Source organism: Proteus sp. TJ1640, assembly GCF_003144445.1.
GTDB lineage: Bacteria > Pseudomonadota > Gammaproteobacteria > Enterobacterales > Enterobacteriaceae > Proteus > Proteus penneri.
Window position 1 is genome coordinate 53,252 of the sequence record NZ_PENY01000044.1, and the last position, 21,980, is coordinate 75,231.

The 21,980-nt window shown below is 38.2% G+C and carries 19 protein-coding genes; 8 read left to right on the top strand and 11 right to left on the bottom strand.

What is annotated here, in order from left to right; translation table 11 throughout:
* Positions 1-48 precede the first annotated feature (48 nt).
* The 6 genes from mgtE to purM form a co-directional block, all read right to left on the bottom strand.
* Positions 49-1,512: a magnesium transporter gene (gene mgtE / locus DK861_RS17550; protein ID WP_006533059.1), complete on the bottom strand. Its 1,464-nt coding sequence runs from the start codon at positions 1,510-1,512 to the stop codon at positions 49-51.
* A gap of 232 nt (positions 1,513-1,744) precedes the next feature.
* On the bottom strand, positions 1,745-3,277 hold the full coding sequence (gene ppx / locus DK861_RS17555) for an exopolyphosphatase (RefSeq protein ID WP_072064204.1): 1,533 nt from the start codon (positions 3,275-3,277) through the stop codon (positions 1,745-1,747).
* Positions 3,278-3,281: 4 nt separating this feature from the next.
* Positions 3,282-5,363, bottom strand: a complete 2,082-nt coding sequence (gene ppk1, locus DK861_RS17560; protein ID WP_006533055.1) for a polyphosphate kinase 1 — start codon at positions 5,361-5,363, stop codon at positions 3,282-3,284.
* A 46-nt stretch (positions 5,364-5,409) separates the two neighbouring features.
* Positions 5,410-6,000 (bottom strand): spermidine N1-acetyltransferase, encoded by a 591-nt coding sequence (gene speG, locus DK861_RS17565; protein ID WP_006533054.1) that lies wholly within the window; start codon positions 5,998-6,000, stop codon positions 5,410-5,412.
* A gap of 107 nt (positions 6,001-6,107) precedes the next feature.
* Positions 6,108-6,737: a phosphoribosylglycinamide formyltransferase gene (gene purN, locus DK861_RS17570; protein WP_006533053.1), complete on the bottom strand. Its 630-nt coding sequence runs from the start codon at positions 6,735-6,737 to the stop codon at positions 6,108-6,110.
* Between the two features lie 13 nt (positions 6,738-6,750).
* Positions 6,751-7,791, bottom strand: coding sequence for a phosphoribosylformylglycinamidine cyclo-ligase (gene purM / locus DK861_RS17575; RefSeq protein ID WP_109400904.1), 1,041 nt, complete (start codon positions 7,789-7,791; stop codon positions 6,751-6,753).
* Between the two features lie 231 nt (positions 7,792-8,022).
* Between purM and upp the strand changes: the two genes are divergently transcribed.
* The 4 genes from upp (at position 8,023) to hda (ending at position 12,560) form a co-directional block, all read left to right on the top strand.
* Positions 8,023-8,649, top strand: a complete 627-nt coding sequence (gene upp / locus DK861_RS17580) for a uracil phosphoribosyltransferase (RefSeq protein WP_006533051.1) — start codon at positions 8,023-8,025, stop codon at positions 8,647-8,649.
* Positions 8,650-8,837: 188 nt separating this feature from the next.
* Entirely contained in the window at positions 8,838-10,139 is a 1,302-nt protein-coding gene (gene uraA, locus DK861_RS17585; RefSeq protein WP_109400905.1) for a uracil permease, read from the top strand.
* A 285-nt stretch (positions 10,140-10,424) separates the two neighbouring features.
* Positions 10,425-11,630 (top strand): mechanosensitive ion channel domain-containing protein, encoded by a 1,206-nt coding sequence (locus tag DK861_RS17590; protein WP_109400906.1) that lies wholly within the window; start codon positions 10,425-10,427, stop codon positions 11,628-11,630.
* Positions 11,631-11,852: 222 nt separating this feature from the next.
* A complete protein-coding gene (hda, locus tag DK861_RS17595; RefSeq protein WP_006533048.1) occupies positions 11,853-12,560 on the top strand; it encodes a DnaA inactivator Hda in 708 nt (235 codons plus the stop codon).
* Positions 12,561-12,777: 217 nt separating this feature from the next.
* On the opposite strand, the gene DK861_RS17600 is transcribed toward hda, so the two are convergent.
* The 3 genes from DK861_RS17600 to DK861_RS17610 form a co-directional block, all read right to left on the bottom strand.
* The gene (locus DK861_RS17600) at positions 12,778-14,028 is read right to left on the bottom strand and encodes an MFS transporter (protein ID WP_109400907.1); all 1,251 of its coding nucleotides are present in this window, start codon (positions 14,026-14,028) and stop codon (positions 12,778-12,780) included.
* 692 nt (positions 14,029-14,720) lie between these two features.
* Complete coding sequence (gene arsC / locus DK861_RS17605; RefSeq protein WP_072064197.1) at positions 14,721-15,077, bottom strand: arsenate reductase (glutaredoxin); 357 nt, start codon at positions 15,075-15,077, stop codon at positions 14,721-14,723.
* An 8-nt stretch (positions 15,078-15,085) separates the two neighbouring features.
* Positions 15,086-16,558, bottom strand: a complete 1,473-nt coding sequence (locus DK861_RS17610) for a M48 family metallopeptidase (protein WP_072064196.1) — start codon at positions 16,556-16,558, stop codon at positions 15,086-15,088.
* A gap of 154 nt (positions 16,559-16,712) precedes the next feature.
* Here DK861_RS17610 and DK861_RS17615 point away from each other — a divergent pair, with 154 nt between their 5' ends.
* Positions 16,713-17,789, top strand: a complete 1,077-nt coding sequence (locus DK861_RS17615; protein ID WP_109400908.1) for an AI-2E family transporter — start codon at positions 16,713-16,715, stop codon at positions 17,787-17,789.
* A gap of 74 nt (positions 17,790-17,863) precedes the next feature.
* Here DK861_RS17615 and bcp read toward each other — a convergent pair whose 3' ends face one another.
* Together bcp and DK861_RS17625 are read right to left on the bottom strand one after the other, a co-directional pair.
* Positions 17,864-18,334: a thioredoxin-dependent thiol peroxidase gene (gene bcp, locus DK861_RS17620; RefSeq protein WP_109400909.1), complete on the bottom strand. Its 471-nt coding sequence runs from the start codon at positions 18,332-18,334 to the stop codon at positions 17,864-17,866.
* A gap of 18 nt (positions 18,335-18,352) precedes the next feature.
* Positions 18,353-18,910, bottom strand: coding sequence for a glycine cleavage system transcriptional repressor (locus DK861_RS17625; protein ID WP_072064193.1), 558 nt, complete (start codon positions 18,908-18,910; stop codon positions 18,353-18,355).
* A gap of 215 nt (positions 18,911-19,125) precedes the next feature.
* Between DK861_RS17625 and dapA the strand changes: the two genes are divergently transcribed.
* The 3 genes from dapA to tnpA all read left to right on the top strand — a co-directional run bounded on the left by dapA (position 19,126) and on the right by tnpA (position 21,757).
* The gene (gene dapA, locus DK861_RS17630) at positions 19,126-20,025 is read left to right on the top strand and encodes a 4-hydroxy-tetrahydrodipicolinate synthase (RefSeq protein ID WP_023581903.1); all 900 of its coding nucleotides are present in this window, start codon (positions 19,126-19,128) and stop codon (positions 20,023-20,025) included.
* Positions 20,026-20,041: 16 nt separating this feature from the next.
* A complete protein-coding gene (gene bamC / locus DK861_RS17635; protein WP_109400910.1) occupies positions 20,042-21,088 on the top strand; it encodes an outer membrane protein assembly factor BamC in 1,047 nt (348 codons plus the stop codon).
* 213 nt (positions 21,089-21,301) lie between these two features.
* Positions 21,302-21,757 carry an IS200/IS605 family transposase gene (tnpA, locus tag DK861_RS17640; protein WP_109400911.1) on the top strand — a complete coding sequence of 152 codons (456 nt, stop codon included), beginning with the start codon at positions 21,302-21,304 and terminating at the stop codon, positions 21,755-21,757.
* The last annotated feature ends 223 nt before the right edge of the window (positions 21,758-21,980 follow it).

Sequence of the window (21,980 nt, forward strand, 5' to 3'; positions counted from 1 at the left end):
ACGCCACTGTATTTTATTATCAGTGGCGTTAGCGTTATAAGGCTTGTTTTAGACTAAGAAGATAGTTGCTAAACCTAAGAAGATAAAGAAACCACCTGTATCGGTAATCGCGGTTATCATAACGCTTGAACCAATTGCGGGATCTTTACCTAATTTAATCATTGTCATTGGGATCAATACCCCCATCATGGCAGCCATTAAGAGGTTTAATACCATCGCCATTGTCATTACTGCACCCATAGCCATATCGCCATAGAGTAGGAAGGTGACAATTCCCATTATGCCTCCCCACACAATACCATTAATAAGGGCGACACCTAATTCTCTTAAAATTAAGAAAGAGAAACTACCCGTTTGTATTTGATGTAGTGCTAAAGCACGTACAATCATTGTAATGGTCTGATTACCTGTATTTCCCCCAATACCCGCAACAATCGGCATTAATGTAGCGAGAGCGACTAATTGGGATATCGTATGTTCAAACACACCAATCACACGAGAAGCCACAAAGGCGGTACATAAGTTAATAGCAAGCCATGTCCAACGTGTTTTAACCGCTTGCCCGACTGGTGCAAAGACGTCTTCTTCTGGACTCAAACCACCCATACGACGAATATTGGTATCACTCTCTTCGTGCATGTTATCAACGATATCTTCAACCGTTAATCGACCCATTAGAAGGCCATTACTATCAACAACAGCCGCTGAAATTAAGTCATAACGTTCGAACGCACCCGCTGCATCTTCACCTTTTTCTTCAGGCATAAAGCTAACGGTGTCTGTTTTCATTACATCAGAGACAAGCTTATCAGGAGATTGCGTCAAAACAGTCGTTAATGGAAGTTCACCTAACAGATGGTTTTTATTATCAATAACGAAAATTTTATCCGTTGCTTCAGGAATAGAACCTCGTTGGCGTAGATAGCGCTGTACCGTTTTTAATGTGACATTCCCTCGCACAGTGACGAACTCAAAATCCATCATCTGGCCGACACTGTCTTTGGGATATTGCAGAACTTCTCTTATTCTATTACGCAGGCTTGGTTCTAAATAGGTAAGAAGGCGACGCATTGTATCGCGAGGTAAGTGTTCTGCGATGTACGCTTGCTCATCCACATGTAATGTGGCGACCGATCGTAATAATTCACGGTCAGTCATATCTTTAATTAAGCTGTCCCAAACGGCGACAGAAGCTTCGACTAAAACAGCACCACGTTCATTATTATCAACCAAATGCCACAGAGCTAGACGTTCGTCATAGGGAAGGGCTTCAAGAATATCTGCAATATCTGCCGCGTGTAGATCTTGTAGTAATTCTCTAACAGTGGTGATTTTTTCATGAAGTTCATGGTGGCTCAGCCTATCATTTTCACTCGCTTCACCTAAAACGGTTTCAACAAAAGGCTCATCTTCGAGAAAGATGCTCAAAATTTGCTGACGCAGGTGTGCCACTTTTTGTGAATACGGATTGATGGCAGCCGCAGTATCATTGTTGATAGCTGTTTGAGACATGTTATTCCTTTTTAATTCTTACGAGGGAGATAACCACTGATACTAATTATTCCATTTTAGGATGATTATCGGTCTTCTCCGTATAAAATATATGAATCTTGAACAATATTGCGTTGGTGATGTTCATATTATGGTCACAAATCAAACCTATGTTGTTATGTGATAGTCGTTGTATGATAGATGCAACAAAAGACGCATTGACTAGCGTCTTTTTCTGTATAATATCATATTGTTAAGCAGATTCCTCTTTTATATCCAGTTTCCAACCGGGAACTGACTGCCAATGTTCTTGTTCTTTTTCTAAATCCAATTCCATCAATGTGTTATCGGAAAGATATTTTTTAGGAAAATAAAGTGTCCAATGATTTTCATCTGTAACTAAACGCAAAGAGGCAGGTTTTGTTGTTGATTGTCGTTGATTATTCAGTAAAGTCGCCAGCCTTAGTATTTGTACGAGTGGAAAATACTGTTTCTTTTTATAAAGATTAAATTTAGGCAACTCATCTAACTTGATCCCTTTTCGGTGATAGCGAACGAGGGTTGTTAATAACAGCTGTTGCTCTTGATTAAAACCGGGTAAATCAGTATTTGAAAGAATATAGGCAGAATGGCGATGTAATCCACTTAAATTAATGCTTAATCCTACTTCATGTAACATGACAGCCCAAACTAAAATAGCTTCTAAATCAGGGCGAACCAGTTTAGGATTTTGTTGTGCCCACTGAGCGTAAAGCGATTGCATTGTGTCAAGAACACGTTTTGCTTGTTCTCTATCGATATTATAGTGCTCTGCAAGGCTTTTAGCTGTGCGCTGACGAATATCTTGATGGCGAAATCGGCCTTCCATTTCGTAAAGCACACCTTCACGTAATGCACCATCAGATAGGTGTAAGGCTTTTAATCCTAAAGAATCAAAAATGCCGCATAAAATAGCCAAACCTGGTACAAAAACACGTTTACGTTCATCAGATAAACCCGGCAGGGCAATATCTTTAAATTTCTTAAATCGTAAAACTTGTTTAGTGAGCATAAGTAGGCGTTCAGGTGTGATAACACCGTCTTTTTCACCAAACTCAACTAAGATCTCATGGGCTGCTTTAATTGTTCCCGATGCCCCTAAAGCCACATCCCAGCCAGTCATTTTATATTGCCATGCAATTTTTTCCATTTTACGCGCTGCTTTTTCTCGCGCTTTACGAAAAGCGGATTCGCTAATTTTCTGCTCTGGGAAAAATTGACGGCTAAAACTGACGCAACCCATGCGTTGGCTTTCGATTAAAATTGGCTCAAAATTTTCACCAATAACGAGTTCTGTTGAACCACCACCGATATCGATAACGAGTTTTCGACCTTTTTCAGATTGAGTGTGTTCAACCCCCATAAAAATAAGTCGCGCTTCTTCATGGCCTGAAATGATTTCAATAGGATAAGGAATAACGTCTTTGGCTCGTTGAAGAAAGACTTTAACATTAGTGGCGACACGCAAAGTATGTGTTCCTACGACGGTGACATTTTCTGCGGGGAAGCCCTGCAACCTTTCAGCGAAAAGAGAAAGAGCAGAAAGCCCACGTAACATAGCTTCTTCGCTTAATTCGTTATTATCATCAAGCCCATCAGCAAGATAAACTCGCTGCTTTAAACGACTTAATACTTGCAATGCACCATTAACAACACGTGCAATTATCATATGAAAACTATTAGAACCGAGGTCAATAGCCGCAATTTCTAAAGGGCGTGGTGAAGTGTCATCTTGTGATAAAGGCATAAAATTACGCTCGTGAATCTGGTTGTTCTAACAATTTAATGTACTCATAGACAGCAAGCTGGGAACGGATTTTACGTTTATTTCCACGAGGAACATAGCTATTTGTTAAATCTTTATCGATATAACGTGCTTTTACTGTGTCATTAAATTGAATATCCAGTATATCTAAAACGCGCTGTTTGAGTTGAGGATCAAGCAAAGCCACTGCAACTTCAATACGGTAGTCAAGGTTTCTTGTCATCCAATCTGCAGAAGAGAGAAAGATCTTTTCATCGCCTTTATTAGTGAACACATAAACACGGTCGTGTTCTAAAAAGCGGTCAACAATACTGGTGACCTGAATATTTTCACTAAATCCTGGTTGATTAGGGACTAAAGAACACATTCCACGGACTAATAATCGTATTTTTACGCCGGCTTCTGATGCGTCATAAAGGCGATTAACTAACTCTTCGTCAACTAAATTATTCACTTTTAATGTGATCCCCGCAGGATGTCCGGCTTGAGCACTGTGAATTTCATTTGTGATTAATTGATTTAAAAGAATACGTGAATTTTGTGGTGAAACCATCAAATGTTCAAAAGTCACAGGGCGATAAGGGTTTTCAATAAAGTTAAAGACGCGGCGGACTTCATTGGTAATTTCAGTGTTAGCTGTTAATAGTGAATAGTCAGTATAAAGACGGGCTGTTTTTTCGTTAAAGTTCCCCGTACCAATATGGGCATAGCGAATGATTTCACCATCTTCTAAGCGAGAAATAATAAATAATTTCGCATGAATTTTTAAACCCGGAGCAGAGAAAATAACATGTACACCTGCTTCTGTTAGGCGTTTTGCCCAGTGGATATTCGCTGCTTCATCAAAACGTGCTTGTAACTCAACAACGACCGTGACACGTTTGCCGTTATGCGCAGCGTGGATCATCGAATCAATGATCCGAGAATCTTTAGCAACACGGTAAATATTGATTTTTATTGAGATAACACTTGGGTCAAAAGAAGCTTGGCGCAACAATTCCAGCACATGTTCAAAAGTATGATAAGGATAATAGAGTAAGACATCGCGTTCACGTATGGCATCAAAACCATTACGGAAGTTATCAAACCAAATATGGCGTAAGCGAGGGATCGGTTTATTTAATAAAAATTTACTTCCTTCATTTGGGAAGTTAATAAAATCTTTAAAATTATGATAACGACCACCAGCAATGACGGAGTCATTATTCGATAAACCTAACTTACTGCGCAGCAATGCCACCATTTCATCAGGCATATCACGCTGATAAACAAAACGGACAGGCTCTGCGGTAAGGCGTTGCTTTAATGTTGATGACATCATTTCAAGTAAGCTTGATTCCATTTCTGTCGCAAGATCATACTCTGCATCTCGCGTCATTTTCATGGAATAAGCACTTAATGACTCATAATCAAAAAAGCCTTTAAACACTTCATCAAGACAGTAGCGTAAAATATTATCCAATAAAATCATGGACTTTTTCTTACTACGCCCTTGGTCTGTTGGCAGAATAACAAAACGAGGGACTTTATCTGATGGAATTTCTAATAGAGCATAATGAATAGTTTGCCCTTGCACAATTTCAACCGCTAAATAGGTATAGTCATCTTTAAGAAACTCAACCAAATTGGTTTCAGGATTAATTAAAATAGGGGTGATGTGTTTTCTTAAATTTTGACGGAAATATTGGCGTAACCAAATTTGTTGATTAGGTGAGATTTGGCGTTCATTAATTAAAAAGATTTGATTTCGCGCCATTTCAAGTAACAAATCATTGTATAAAGCATCAAACTCTTGGTCAGCTTTAGCCACTTTTGACTGAATTTTTTTGATAAGATGGCGAGCATGGCTTGATGCAGAGCGTGAGCCACGCTCTTCATTAATTAAAATACGGCGTTTAACATCAGCAAAACGGACTTTATAGAACTCATCAAGATTATTTGAATAGATCCCCAGAAACCTGACTCTTTCAATTAACGGGTTTCGTTTATCAGCCGCCTCTTGTAATACACGTTCGTTAAACGCAAGCCAACTGATCTCTTTATCAATATAGAGTCGTTCCTGGGACATCTGAACTCCAACTAGGGTTAAAGTTAAATCTTAATATCTGAATAAATCAGACATGTTGCTTTATAGTCGCACCCGGTTTAACAAAATTTTCGGGTTTTGCCTCTTTGGCTTTTTTTTCAAAATAAGGTGCTTGGAAAGTACACATTCTAATCGCAGAACGGTAGGCACCGTTAACAAAAAACTCATCTATTAAATCACCTTCCTTTTTAAAGCCAAGCTTTTCATAAATATGAATCGCTTTAGCATTCTCTTTATCGACGATTAAATAGAGCTTGTATAAATTAAGTACAGAAAAAGCATAATCCATAGCCAGCTTGGCTGCTCGTGCAGCATATCCATGGCCTTGATGCGCAGGGGCGATGATAATTTGGAACTCAGCACGACGGTGAACATAATCAATTTCAACTAGCTCGACAAGTCCAATTTTAGTGCCGTCATTTTCGGCAATAAAACGGCGTTCACTTTGGTCGTGAATATGTTTTTCATAAAGGTCGCTTAACTCGATAAAAGCCTCATAAGGCTCTTCAAACCAATAGCGCATAACGCTAGCGTTATTATCAAGTTGGTGAACAAAAGAGAGATCTTCTCGTTCGAGAGGACGTAATTTTATAGGTGGAACTTTCTTACCACCGGACATAAGCACCTCGGTGAATGCATTGAATAAAAAGAGAAAAGGATGACACAAAAAAAAGTCACGCGGGCTACAGTGTAGCACAATGTGACTTTTTATCTTAAATGAAATAGTTACCCAAGGTTGTCGAAAAGCGCAATGTCATCGAGAAAAGCTTGATTATTCTGCATTTTTAATCGCTCATCAGCTAACCATCCGATCGCCAATGGATAGATACGGTACTCTTCTGCTTGTATTCTTGTTTGTAAGGATTGTTCAGTATCGTCAGCTAAAACAGGAATGCGCGCTTGAATAATCATAGGACCACCATCAAGTTCTTCTGTAACAAAATGGACGGTAACGCCATGAAAAGAGTCTTTATTCGCTAAAACTTGGCGATGGGTATGTAATCCGGGGTATTTAGGAAGCAAAGAAGGATGAATATTTAATAATTTATGCTGATAATGAGTCACAAAATCAGGCGATAAAATGCGCATAAAACCGGCTAAAACCACAATGTCAGGTTGGTAAGCATCGATTTTTTCAATTAATGCTTTATCGTAATCAGCTCTGTCATTATATAGAGTTGGGTCAACAAAATAAGCTGGAATATCAGCAAGTTTTGCCCGTTCAAGACCATATGCATCAGCTTTATTACTTAAGACAGCAACCACATTACCTGTGATTTTATTTGCCCTACAGGCGTCAATAATCGCCTGTAGGTTGCTGCCGTTTCCAGAGATAAGGACGACAATATTTTTCATTCACATGTTTTCATTAGTTAATAATAACTTGTGCTTCACCCGCAGCTTGTGGCGCGATTTCGCCAATTAACCATGCGTTTTCACCACACTCAGCAAGATGGGCTAATGTTTTTTCAACATCATTTGGGTTAACGGCAATTAACAATCCAACACCACAGTTAAAGGTGCGATACATCTCATGTGTGCTGACTTGCCCAGCATCTTGTAACCATTTGAAAACCAACGGCCATTCCCAGCTTTTACTGTCAATACGCGCTTGTGTGTTTTCAGGTAATACACGAGGAATATTTTCCCAGAATCCACCGCCAGTGATATGCGCTACCGCGTGAATATCAATATTTTTAATGAGTGACAGTAAGGATTTTACATAGATACGAGTAGGAGCTAGCAAATGGTCAGCCAATGATTTGTCACCTAGTGATGTGCTATCTGCTTGCGTATTGCTGACTTCAAGAATTTTTCTGACTAATGAATAACCATTAGAATGAGGACCACTGGATGCTAAAGCAATGAGTGCATCACCAGCTTTAACTTTACTGCCATCAATAATTTCTGATTTTTCAACCACGCCCACACAAAAGCCTGCGATATCATAATCATTGCCATGATACATACCGGGCATTTCTGCTGTTTCGCCACCTACTAATGCACAACCAGATTGCTTACAACCTTCTGCAATACCTGTTACGACACGAGCTGCGGTATCGACATCCAATTTTCCTGTGGCATAGTAGTCAAGGAAGAAAAGGGGTTCTGCACCTTGAACAATTAAATCGTTGACACACATTGCGACTAAATCAATCCCGATGTCATCATGGCGATTTAAATCCATCGCAAGGCGAAGTTTAGTTCCTACGCCATCTGTGCCTGAAACTAAAATAGGTTCGCGGTATTTAGAAGGAATTGCACAAAGTGCGCCAAAACCACCTAAACCCCCCATAACTTCAGGACGGCGGGTTTCTTTTACTACACCTTTGATACGATCGACTAAAGCATTACCTGCATCAATATCGACACCGGCATCTTTATAGCTGAGAGAGGATTTGTTAGTCACGTAGAGCCCTCACGGCAAGTTGCTGTTAAGAAAAAATGTGTGCGGACGCTATTCTAACAGGCAAAGCAAACGTTTGCGAGGATCTTCTTTATAGGTCACAATTATTCATGTTGGTGTGGTTAAAAGCTGTGCGCTTGATCAATATCAATAGAAAAACGATGGAATGTTGGCAAAAAAGCGGTATAATCTCGCGATTTTTTTGTCAGGCTGCGTCGTACATTAGGAGAAATTATGAAGATCGTTGAGGTAAAACACCCACTCATTCAACATAAATTGGGGCTGATGCGAGATCATGATATAAGCACTAAACGCTTTCGTGAACTGGCTTCAGAAGTTTCCAGTCTACTGACGTATGAAGCTACCGCCGATTTAGAAACAGAGACGGTAACAATAGAAGGTTGGTGTGGTCCGGTAGAGATAGAACAGATTAAAGGAAAAAAAATCACAGTAGTTCCTATCCTCCGTGCAGGTATCGGGATGATGGATGGAGTATTAGAAAATATTCCTAGTGCCCGAATCAGTGTAGTTGGCGTTTACCGCGATGAAGAAACATTAAAACCTGTCCCTTACTTCCAGAAATTAGCATCCAATATTGAAGAGCGTATGGCTCTTGTTGTTGACCCTATGTTAGCAACAGGCGGCTCTATGATTGCCACAATTGATTTATTAAAAAATGCAGGCTGTACTTCAATTAAAGTATTAGTACTGGTTGCTGCTCCAGAAGGTATTAAGGCATTAGAAGAAGCTCATCCAGATGTGGAATTATATACAGCATCTATTGATAGCCATCTTAATGAGCACGGGTACATCGTTCCAGGTCTTGGCGATGCTGGTGATAAGATATTTGGTACAAAATAATAATTAAGCCGACTTTGATAGTCGGCTTTTTTTTGGATCACTTATTTATTATTAAACTCTAAATATTTTAAGGTGTTGTTAGATGACTAGTGCTAGAGGGCTTAGTCAGCAACATGGCGACTTAAAATAAGACGAGTATGAAAAAATACAAACCAATTTCACATTCATATTAAAGAGAGGTCGTAAGCATGACTCGTCGTGCAATCGGGGTAGAAGAGCGCCCACCATTATTACAAACAATCCCGTTGAGCCTTCAACATCTGTTTGCAATGTTTGGCGCCACCGTACTTGTGCCAATTTTATTTAAAGTTAATCCGGCAACAATATTATTATTTAACGGGATCGGAACCCTGCTTTATCTCTTTATTTGTAAAGGACGCATTCCTGCTTATTTAGGTTCAAGCTTTGCATTTATCTCACCTGTGCTTTTGCTATTACCATTAGGGTATGAATTAGCACTTGGAGGATTTATCGTCTGTGGCGTGTTATTTTGTCTTGTGGCAGGTATTGTAAAAATAGCAGGGCGAGGTTGGATTAATGTGATGTTCCCGCCTGCAGCAATGGGCGCAATCGTTGCCGTCATCGGGCTTGAATTAGCAGGAACCGCAGCAGGAATGGCAGGATTATTACCCAGTGCGGATGCACCAGTTGATAGTCAAACATTGCTTATCTCTATGGTCACTTTAGGTGTGACTATTTTAGGTTCAGTGATGTTTAGAGGATTTCTTGCTATTATTCCTATTCTTATTGGGGTATTAGCAGGTTATGCTCTTTCTTTCTTCTTGGGCGTTGTTGATATTACGCCAATTAAAGAAGCTAACTGGTTTGCACTACCAACATTCTATTCACCACGTTTTGAATGGAGTGCTATCTTTATTATTCTACCCGCCGCGTTAGTTGTTATTGCTGAGCACGTTGGACACCTTGTTGTTACCGCAAATATTGTGCAACGCGATTTAATGAAAAATCCGGGCTTACATCGTTCTATGTTCGCAAACGGTTTCTCTACCATTATTTCGGGTTTCTTTGGTTCAACACCAAATACGACTTATGGTGAAAATATTGGTGTTATGGCTATTACTAAGGTTTACAGTTCATGGGTTATTGGTGGTGCAGCAATTCTCGCTATCTTATTATCTTGTGTTGGTAAACTGGCTGCGGCTATAGCGGCTGTGCCTGTTCCAGTTATGGGCGGGGTTTCATTACTGCTTTACGGTGTCATTGGTGCATCAGGTATTCGTGTCTTATTAGATTCAAAAGTGGATTATAATAAACCGCAAAACTTGATATTAACGGCTATTATTCTGATTGTCGGTGTAAGTGGAGCTTCCATTCAAATTGGTGCTGCTGAATTAAAAGGCATGGCATTAGCAACCATCGTGGGTATTGTTTTAAGTTTGATTTTTAAACTCGTCAGTATTATTCGTCCAGAAACAGAATTAGCGGATAACATTATTGAATCGGTTAGTGGTACAGCAAATAAAAAGTAATCGATTAAGAAAATCTAAAGCAATATACTGAATTTAATAAAAAGGTGGATGATCTCCGCCTTTTTTTATTGTGTTTTATTCTTGTGTCATATTAAAAACTAAGATTTTTGATATTTTAAGCGTTTAAGACTTAGAAAAGCATGAATAATTCAATCATGATGTTTATTTAAATAAAATAAATGAGACAATGGTCGTCTGTTCTTATGCGAAATAGGCATCTTATCTGCGATTTAAGTGATATTCGTTTTAAGGTTGAGGTATCTCAATAAAGGTATAACGTAATTTATGAAAAACCTGATTGAAATTTATGATTTCATTACATCAAAGCAGATTTTTACCACAATATTTTTAGTTGTTGTGTTGTTAGTGGTATGGTTTCTCGCCAAAATGATTTTCCGCCGAATCGCAAAGCGTTTACTTTTTTTATTTACTGAGCTTTCAGATGAAGAAACCATAGAAGATATCGCTAAAAAGAGTGCATCTATTGTTGCTGTTACACTCGTTCTCTATATTAATCAGCTACTACCGTCTTTTTCAACGGAAATGAATATTATCTTTGAGACGGTTGCTCGCGCCTTTATTATCATCAATATCGCCTCATTGCTTAATAACGCCCTTGATATCTTCAATATTAGGCATGCTAAAAAAGCATGGCATCGGAATAATTCCATCAAAGGCTATATTGAGATTGCCAAAATTGTGGTCTGGATTATCTCTTTTATCTTGATCATTGCGTTATTTACCGAACAGTCACCACTTATTATTATCTCAAGCTTTGGTGCCATTGCTGCGGTGTTAATGTTTGTTTTTCAGCATACACTTATCTCTTTTGTTGCTAATATTCTTATTTCTAACGGAAAAGTATTAAAGCTTTATGATTGGATTGAATTGCCGAGTAGTAATATCAGCGGTGAGGTTATTGATATTGCATTACATACGATTACTGTACGCAATTGGGATAATACAATTTCCCGTATTCCAACTAAAGACTTTTTGACTGAAAAATATACTAATTGGCAACCGATGTTTTCATCAGGAGGGCGTCGGATTAAACGTAGTTTTTATATTGACCAATCTTCGATTTCATTTGCAACGCAAGAATTAGTATTAGAATTAAAAAATACCGCTCCGCTTCGTAATAGCATAGAAACAATGCTTGAAGGAAAAGAAGAAGAGATTGGTGATATTAATGAGTGGTTAGAAACAAAAGGCGTGACTAACTTACAATTATTTCGCAAGTACATGCTAAATTGGATAAAAATGCGTGGCGATGTTCGACCTGATATGTATTTGGTGATCAGAACAATGCCACCGACACCAATGGGATTACCAGTAGAGTTATATTGCTTTACTCGTGCAACCACTTGGGTTGAATATGAAGAAACTCAATCTGAAATTTTTGAGTATATAAACGCATCAGCCAAATATTTCAAACTCGACATTTATCAGCAACCTTCCGGTAATGATGTTGCGAAATTAAACTTCAGATAATCAAGTGAAACTTATTAACATGGAATATTTATTGATTTTGCTCTAAATAATTTAAGGGGTCGCTAAGTAACAATTCAATAAAGGGCTCGGAGTATATAAAATAGACTTATTATGGTGATCTTGCTGTTATCTTAACCAGTATCATGTGCTTTTTTAATATTGATTCTGACCTTGTGAGAATTTGTGTTAGAATCACCACGTTTATTACACTATTCAGGTGAGGTGCTTCTGAATACGCCGTCACAGCTATCATTACCACTATCTCTGCCCGATGATGAGACATTCGATAGCTTTTATGCAGGGGAAAACGCGTCGTTAGTCGCGGCAATTCGAACCGCCATTCATCAATCTCATGGCAGTTATATCTATTTCTGGTCTCGTGACGGAGGTGGAAAGAGTCATCTATTACATGCCGCTTGTGCAGAGCTCTCTTTAAAAGGTGATGCAGTGGGGTATGTTCCTCTTGATAAACGCGCCTATTTTGTTCCCGATGTTCTTGAAGGTATGGAACATTTATCCTTAGTTTGTATCGATAATGTTCAATGTATTGCGGGTGATGAAGAGTGGGAACTCGCCTTATTTAATCTTTATAACCGAGTGTTAGAGCATGGGCGAACCTGTTTATTAATTACAGGGGATAGACCGCCTCGCCAAATAGAACTACAACTTCCTGATTTAGCATCTCGTCTTGATTGGGGACAAATCTACCGTTTGCAGCCTTTAAGTGACGAAGAAAAAATTCAAGCGTTGCAATTAAGAGCAAAACTTCGTGGGTTTGAACTACCTGAAGATGTTGGACGTTTTGTATTAAAACGTTTAGATAGAAAAATGCGTACCTTATTTGAAATGCTCGATGAACTTGATCATGCTTCTATTGTTGCTCAGCGTAAACTGACCATCCCATTTGTGAAAGATATACTCAAACTTTAAATGGCCTCACTCATCTTATTAGGTGAGGCGAATAATCTAAATCTAACCCCTCTTTTCGAAATTAAATACCCTTTGAAGATAACAATTTTTTGTTGCTTATTAATGGTGAACATTTCTTTTTTATCTTTCCCGATATAAATATGAGATAAAAAACCGCTTGTCTTTATAAAAGGCAAGCGGTGAGAAAGACAAACAATAAAGGAGGAGGGTTAAATAATTAGTGTGCTTCTACTACTTTAGCTTTCTTCTGTGGTACCAGTAAGAAAATCAGATAAAGTGCAGTAATTGCAACGGTGTAACCAGTGAAGATTAGCCAGAATGATTTCCAGTCAACGGCACCATTGGTAGTATATAAATCAATGACCCAGCCACTTAACATCGCACCTAAATAAGTACCAAAACCGTTCACTAAGGTCATAAACATACCTTGTGCTGTTGAGCGATATTGCAATGGGATCTCTTTTTCTAAGAACAGTGAACCAGAGATATTAAAGAAGTCGAATGCACAGCCATACACAATCATTGATAATAATAAGACGATTTGTCCTAATGATGTGTAGTCGCCGTAAGCAAAGAAACCGAAACGTAAAATCCAAGCAATCATACTAAATAAAACAATAGTTTCGATTCTTACACGTTTTAGTAGCAGAGGTAGGAATAAAATAAAGACGACTTCTGAAATTTGTGAAATAGATAAGAATACGGAAGGGTAACGTGCAAAGAATGAATCATCTGCATTTGGAGATTGTGCAATATCTTGCAGGAATGGTACACCAAAAGTATTCGTAATTTGCAGTACAGATCCTAACAATGTTGCGAAGAATAAGAAAACAACGACATTTTTCTTTTTAAATACTTGCAAAATATTAGAAAGACTAAATGCTGCTTCTTCTGCTTTAGCTTCATTTTTGTCAATAGCTTTTGTTGCAGGTAAGAACATGGCAAAAATAGCGAGAATAATAGAAGCAATTGCAGCCACAAAGAGCTGGTGGTAACTATTACCTAAACCTAAGAAGCTAATAACCCACATGGCCGCGATAAAACCGACTGTGCCGTAAACACGGATCTTTGGAAAGTAGTTGTTAGGTTCTAAATGTTTTTGCTCTAACAGTTCGAAAATGATGCTGTTTGCCATTGAGATACTAGGCATAAAGAACAACAAGTGCAACAAAGTCGCAAAGAATAGGGTGGTTACTGTTGTCATTTGCGACATTAACACTAATGCTAATGCGGAAAAAATATGCAGGGTAATAAATACTAATTTGCGGTTATTTATTTTATCTGCAATAAATCCCATGATGACAGGTGCGATAAGTGAGGCAAGCCCAAGAGCACTAAAAATAAGCCCAACATCACTACCTTTAAAATGCAGTTCTCCAAAGAGGTACGAGGCGAATGTTACCAGCCAAGACCCCCATATAAAGAACTGGAGGAATGAGACAAGTTTTAATCTAAGTACGATATTCATCTGTTTTCCTATTAGCCTAGCAATCACCCGACATCATAATGATGATTGGTTAGTTTTAATTGCCCATAATGTTGGCTATAACGTTGTTTATTTCATATACATCTATAACTTCATTTCACACCGATTAATTGTCATCAAATTAAAAGTTAACAACTAAAGAAGAGATAGACTAAATAACAAATTGAAAGTTTATTGCTGTGTTGCAGTATTGTTTTAAATGTGTACTTCTTGTTAATTTCTTTCTTGGATGATAATGAAAAAATATTTCGACGAGAATTTATTATTTATCAATTCTGCTATCATATTTTCTGATGCCCATGATATGTAGGAATGTATTTGTGTAAAGAGACTTGAGTCACAATATAAATGAAACACATGATTATTTTTTTCTTATAACCGTGACTTCGTAAGGTGTGGTGTGATCTTGATAAAAGTTTTTAAAAATAGCAATTTCTTACTCATAAAAAATATGAATTTGAGATGAAAATTTTTGAAAGCATAAAACGATTGATTTTTTTCTATTATGGAAATAAGAAACTCTTTGCTAATTGTAATACTTACAATTTAATAACATTCGATGATTTATTTCTTAATTGAGAAAAGAGAGTAAACGGTTGCGGGATTAATAATGAAGTAAATAGACAGAAGCCCATATAGGTAAGAATATAAATATGGGCTTTAAATATTGAAGGTTAATTAAACAGTTCTTTCACTTGTTCTGGTGGTCTACCTAAACGAGCTTTATTATCGACAACGACAATAGGGCGCTCAATAAGCTTAGGATTTTTATGCATTGCTTGAATTAATGCATCTTGTGACGTTTCGTCAGCAAGTTTGAGTGTTTTATAGATCTCTTCTTTTGTACGCATTAATTTTCTTGCATCATCAAACCCTAGTGCTTTAAGAAGTGTTTTAATTTCTGTTACTGAAGGCGCAGTGTCTAAGTAGAGATTAATCTCAGGGGTTACTTGCATTTCTTCTAGTAAATGTAAGGTTTCACGGCTTTTTGAACAGCGTGGATTATGATAAATCGTCACTTTCTTGGTCATTTTGTCCCTTATTTAAATTGGCTGTCTCTTTGCTGAATTTTTCTTAATTGGTCTATACGAGCATCAAAGCGAGCTTGATCATTACTGCCTAATTTGACTTGTCGGCTTGCATCACCTAAATAACGGATCGCCGTTTCAAAGTCACCTCTTAGGGCCAAATCTTCTGCATAAGCCGCTAATTCATGCGCTCTATCACCTTGTTTGGCTGAATTTTCTGCCATTAATTGCCAACCAATAGGATCGTTTGGGTTATCAAAGGTATAACGATAAAGTAGGCGGCTAGCTTCGTTATATTGCTTATTATGCATGTATGAGTTAGCTAAGTTGGCAATAAGGACATTGTTATTGGGCCTTTGTTTCAATGCCAGTTGTAATCTTGCAACTGCATCGCCTGCGCGATTTTGTTCTAAATCGATATCTGTCATGGCATCAATAAGCCAAATATTGTTAGGCTCTTTTTCTAACATAGGAGTGAGCAGTTTTCTTGCATCATCAAATTTGCGATCACGAGAATAGATCAGTATAAGCGCATAATTTGCAGCTGATTTTTCAAGAGCAGTGCCTTGTTTAAACTGATCAAGTACCGTTTGTAATGCATTCTCTGATGTTGGATTTTTCGTCAGCATGGTTAATACACGCATTTTAGCAAATAGAAAGTCAGCTGACTGTGGAACCTGTCGAGCAGGATATTGGCTTGCTCGGCTTCTTGCATCGGATAAGCGACTATCGGGCAAGGGGTGCGTTAATAACATTTCCGGTGGTTTAGAGCTATATCGTACCTGATCAGCAAGAATTTGCATAAAATCAGGCATCCCTTTGGGATCAAATCCCGCACGATAGAGCGTCTGTATTCCGATACGATCTGCTTCCTGCTCGTTCATTTGGGTGAAGGTGATCATATTTTGCTGCATACCCGCCATACTTCCTGTAAATGTTGCAAGGCCTGCATTTGGGTTTGCCATAAATATCAGAATAGAACCTAATACGCCGGCAACAGCAAGAGGTGTTGTTTTAGCCTGATCTTCCAGCATTCGTGCTAAATGACGCTGAGTAACATGCGTGATTTCGTGAGCCATAACAGAGGCTAATTCACTTTCAGTTTGGCTATATCGAAAGAGCGCGGAATGCAAAACAATGTTTCCCCCAAAATAAGCAAAGGCATTAATATTTGGGTTGTTAACTAAATAGAAGTGAAAAGGCGTTTTGACCGAGCTGGCGTTAGAAACGAGCTTTTGTCCTAAATTATTAATATAGTTAGAAAGTAATGGATCAAAAACTAATGGTGCACTATTTCGCAGTTGGCGAGTATAGTAATCACCCATAGCGATTTCTTGATTGATGCTTAATGTTGAACCTGCGGTAGTTCCCATATCAGGTAAAGAATCTTCAATATCAATCGCAGCATGCGCTGGCACTACTGATGTTGATAGCAACGCAGAAACAAGAAGCGCGACTAAAGGGGTTTTAAGTCTGAGTTTCATACAACTGTATCCTGATGGCTATCTTAACGAATAATTAATAATTAATGATGTATGATAGCAAAACCTAACGTAAAATCTGTCAAAAGATTATTGCTTATGTAAATGAATACATATAGCTCTATTGTTCTGATTATTATAAAGGATCTTTATTTTCATGCTGGACTTGCTTGTTCAATGGTACAAACGTCGATTTGCTGATCCACAAGTTATCGCCCTTGTGGTCATCTTGATTGCTGGCTTTTCAATTCTGTATTTTTTCAGTGGCATACTTGCTCCTTTATTAGTGGCAATTGTGCTTGCTTATCTTTTAGAGTGGCCAACTCATTTACTTGAGAAATTAGGATGTGCCCGTATATGGGCAGTATCGATAATTCTGACACTCTTTATCGGTATTAGTGCCATTGTTATTTTAATTTTAGCGCCAACCGTTTGGCAGCAGGGGATGACACTGATTTCAGATATCCCAAATATGATCAATAAGTTCAATGCATTTGCACATGAATTACCCGATCGTTTCCCAGCATTAATGGATGCGGGTATTGTTGATATGATGGCAGAAAACTTACGTAGTAAGTTCTCAACAGTGGCTGAATCTGTATTAAAAGTGTCTTTAGCTTCGTTAATCGGAATTATTACACTGTCGATTTATCTTATTCTTGTTCCTTTAATGACGTTCTTCTTACTTAAAGATAAGCAACAGATGCTTAATGCAGTTCGCCGTGTTTTACCCAAAAACAGAATATTGGCAGCGCAAGTTTGGATTGAAGTTAACCAGCAAATTACCAATTATATTCGCGGTAAAGTCACTGAAATGATAATTGTAGGTATTTTCACTTATTTTGTATTTGCATTCTTTGACTTACGTTACTCTGTATTACTTGCTGTTATCGTCGGTGTTTCTGTTTTAGTTCCTTATGTTGGTGCTGTTTTAGCGACGATCCCAGTTATTGTGATTGCATTATCTCAGTGGGGATTAGGCTCTGATTTTTGGGCGTTATTTATCGCCTATCTTGTTGTTCAAGGATTAGATAGCAATTTATTAGTGCCAATTCTGTATTCTGAAGCTGTAAATATGCATCCTTTAGTTATTATCTTATCCGTGATTATATTTGGTGGCATGTGGGGATTTTGGGGTGTTTTCTTTGCTATTCCATTAGCAACGCTGATAAAAGCTGTATTGCATGCATTACCTGATGAAATTGCGAATGAACAACATATAAAGAAAAACTAAGTGCCGTATTAAATGCATAGATAAAAAAACAGACAGTTTACGCTGTCTGTTTTTTTATCTATTCGAAGTTTTAATTATGGATGTTGAGCGAGATATTCGAGAACGATTTGATGGTGATTGCTAGTTTTAAAGTTATCAAACACATGTTCGATAAGACCATTTTTATCAATTAAGAATGTTGTACGATGAATACCATCGTAAGTTTTCCCCATAAATTGCTTTTCTCCCCAGATACCAAATTCTTCTGCAACTTTATGATCTTCATCTGAAAGTAATGTAAAATTTAACATCTCTTTTTCAGCGAAACGGGATAGTTTTTCTGATTTATCTGTGCTGATCCCTAATACTTCAACTTTGGCCTTTTTTAATGTGTCCATTTCATCACGTAAGCCACAAGCTTGTGTCGTACAGCCTGGTGTCATTGCTTTAGGGTAAAAATAAACGAGCACGCGTTGACCAGCGAAATCAGATAAATTAATTATTTCTCCATCTTGGTCGGGCAGACTGAATTGAGGCGCCTTTTCACCGGCTTTTAATGGGTTCATTTGGTCATTCTCCATTTTTTACTGTTTCATCATCAGACTATTTACGATACTTATTGTGCCTTGAGCATTTAGCTCTGTACATAATTGATTAAATTTCTCATTAATAACAATACCATGATCATCTAATGGATTATGCGCCGTAATTTGTATTTCTAAACGGGCAGGTGAGCCATCTTCTGAAGGATGTGTTTTAGATATTAATTCAGCGAGATTAAAATTATGCTGGCTAAATAAATTAGTAAAGCGTTCTACAATACCGGGTGCATCTTCAATATCAACCTTCGCTGCAATGGTAGAAGGATAGGTAATGGGAGCCCCATTTTTGGTTCTTTTCATGACGGTCAATAAATCAAGTTCCGCACTTTTAATCGGCAACAACGCTTCTAACTGTGCGATAGCGTTCCAGCCACCTGAGAGTAGCATGATAAACGTAAACTCTTGACCAAACATCGCAAGTCGGCTGTCCTCGATATTACATCCGCATTGGCTGACTAATTGTGTAATGGTATCAACAATACCAGGGCGATCAGCACCTAATGCAGTAATGACGAGAAAATGTTTATCAGGTATGGGCAAAATGAGATTCCTTTTGACTTTCAGTTTATTCTTAACAGGTAAACACAAATTTTGATTTCTGCCAAGATCCCTTGCTCACTATCTTCAATTATTATATCTCTTTAATTCATATCAAAGAATATTAGCAAATTTCATTAGAAACCTAGAGTTAAGTAGTTTTCAATAGAGCAATGAATGAGTACCATTGAGTATACGTCTATCTCGGAGCAATGATTATGGTGAATAACGAATTTAATTTTACAGGCAGTATGGTGGCATTGGTTACACCAATGGACGCAAAAGGCAATGTTGACCGGGTTAGTTTACGTAAATTAGTTGACTATCATGTTAATGCAGGCAGTGCTGCCATTGTTTCTGTCGGTACAACAGGCGAATCTGCAACATTAAGTCATGACGAGCATGTTGATGTCGTTTTAATGACATTAGATATGGCTGATGGACGTATTCCTGTAATTGCTGGTACGGGAGCTAATGCAACATCTGAAGCTGTTTGGTTTACGCAACAGTTTGAAAATAAAGGTATCGCAGGTTGTTTAAGTGTAACGCCATATTATAATAAACCGTCACAAGAAGGCTTGTATCAGCACTTTAAAGCGATTTCTGAAAGCACTGCATTACCACAAATCCTGTATAATGTGCCGGGTCGTACTGGATGTGATTTATTGCCAGTAACAGTTGCACGTTTAGCCAAGTTGGATAATATTGTGGCAATTAAAGAGGCGACAGGGAACTTAAGTAGGGTTAGTCAAATCCAAGAGTTGGTTAATGATGATAGTTTTATCTTATTAAGTGGCGATGACGCATCATCATTAGACTTTATGCAACTTGGCGGTCACGGTGTTATTTCGGTTACTGCTAACGTTGCTGCGTCAGAGATGGTAGAATTATGTCGATTAGCAAATGCGGGTGAGTTTGCGAAAGCACGTGAACTTAATCGACGTCTGATGGACTTACATCATCAGTTATTTGTTGAACCTAATCCAATCCCAGCTAAATGGGCGTGTCAACGTATTGGGTTGATTGAAGACGCCACATTGCGCTTACCTATGACTCCGTTGACATCATCAGGTCAGCAAATTGTTGAGAAAGCGCTGTTAACAGCGGGAATACTGTAAAACTTAGGGAATTTTAATGGCAACACTATTGCATAAATCAAAGATTATGAAAGTCGCGGGTCTGTCGCTGGTGGTTTTACTGGCAGCCTGTTCAAGTGATCAGCGCTATAAACGTCAGGTCAGTGGTGATGAGTCTTATTTAGAGACGGCAGGGCTAAAGAATTTAGCGATTCCGGCGGGTATGGTGTTGCCTTTGCAAAATGGGGAATATGACATTCCAACCCCTAAAAAAACTGAACCTGTTGGTTTAGCGCTTGATATTCGTCCACCAACTCAAGCACTGAATCTGTTAAGTGGTTCACGCAGTGAAAACAATGCAGATAACAGCCGTTTGTTATTACCAAATTCACCAGAAAATACAACACTATACGAGCAAGTTAGCTCTATCTTAACAGAGAAAGGTGTTGCGATTGTTAAAAGTGATGCAGGGCAAAAAGAGATCCATACAGATTGGATCACATGGTTACGTGCTGATGAAAACGTACCTTTCCAAACACGTCAGCGTTTAGTGATTGCTCAGTCAGGTAATGTTATTTCGTTAACAGTGACTAACGAAGGTTTACGCCAAGGCGAAACGGAAATGACAGATCCGGATGAAGTGAAGCGTTACAATACTTTAATGCTTAACGAATTGGTTGATGGCTTAAACCGTATGCGTAATTTAAGCGAAAATACGGCAAGTAGTAGCTTACAAGGTATTATTGATGTTCAAAGTGGTAGTGATAATGCTGGCCTTCCAGTCATTATCGTCCGTGCTCCATTCGATGTGGTTTGGGATAGATTACCAATCGCATTAGAAAGTATTGGCATGAAGATGGGCGATCGCACACGTTCTAAAGGTTCAGTAGAAGTAACCTATAAAGGAATGAGCAGTGCAAACTGGAGTGCATTAGGTGTTGATAGACCAACCGTTGAAGAGGCGGATTATAAATTACAAGTCGGTGATTTAAATAACCGTAGTAGTTTACAATTTATCAGTGATAAAGGTAAACCATTAACACAATCACAAAATGATCAAATGGTTGCTGCACTGAAAGCCGCTTTCAGTAAGCCTGTTAAATAAGTATTATTTTTGAAAAATATGAGAAGCCGCACAATAAAGGTTGTGCGGCTTTCTTTATTATTGGCTTTAGCCAGTTTAAGTCGCGTCAGCGTCTTAAATATAAAACCACCCGCTATGCGGGTGGGTATTAAAGGTTATACCAAGAAAAACACCTTTCCGTTACGATATAGATGTTCAAGCTAATATTCGTAACTTAAATAAGGAAAGGTGTTTATGGGCATTAAAGCACAAAGCTCAGCACATACAAAGTGGCTGTGTAAATACCATATCGTCTTTTCGCCGAAATATAGACGGAAAGTAATTTTTAATAAAATTCGTTCAAGTATAGGTGAGATCCTTCGAGACCTTTGTAAGTATAAAGGTGTGGAAATAATCGAAGGGCATCTTATGCCAGATCATGTTCATATGTTAGTAAGTATTCCACCGAAGATATGCGTATCAAGTTTCATGGGATATTTGAAAGGTAAAAGTTTGTTGATGATCTTTGATAGACATGCCAATCTCAAATATAAATTTGGCAACAGAAAGTTTTGGGCGGAAGGATTCTATGTCACAACAGTTGGACTCAATGAAGCCACAATTCAAAAGTATATCAGAGAGCAAGAAAAGTCGGATTTAATCTCGGATAAATTGAGTAGTAAAGAATATGAAAACCCCTTCAAGGGGTAAGCCAAAGTAGCAAAGACACTTAGCTTGAACGAAGAGAAAGCAGCGTCATTTAGGCGCAGTCGGTAACAAGCCCTTATAGGGCAAGAGCAAACCACCCGTTTTACGGGTGGTTATGATTTTTACCTTAACCTTAATAAGTACTAAGTTAATTTACTAATAGTTATCTCCAAAAAAAAAGAACCCACTCAAAGTGGGTTCTTAATTTAGAAGTATTATCAAGATA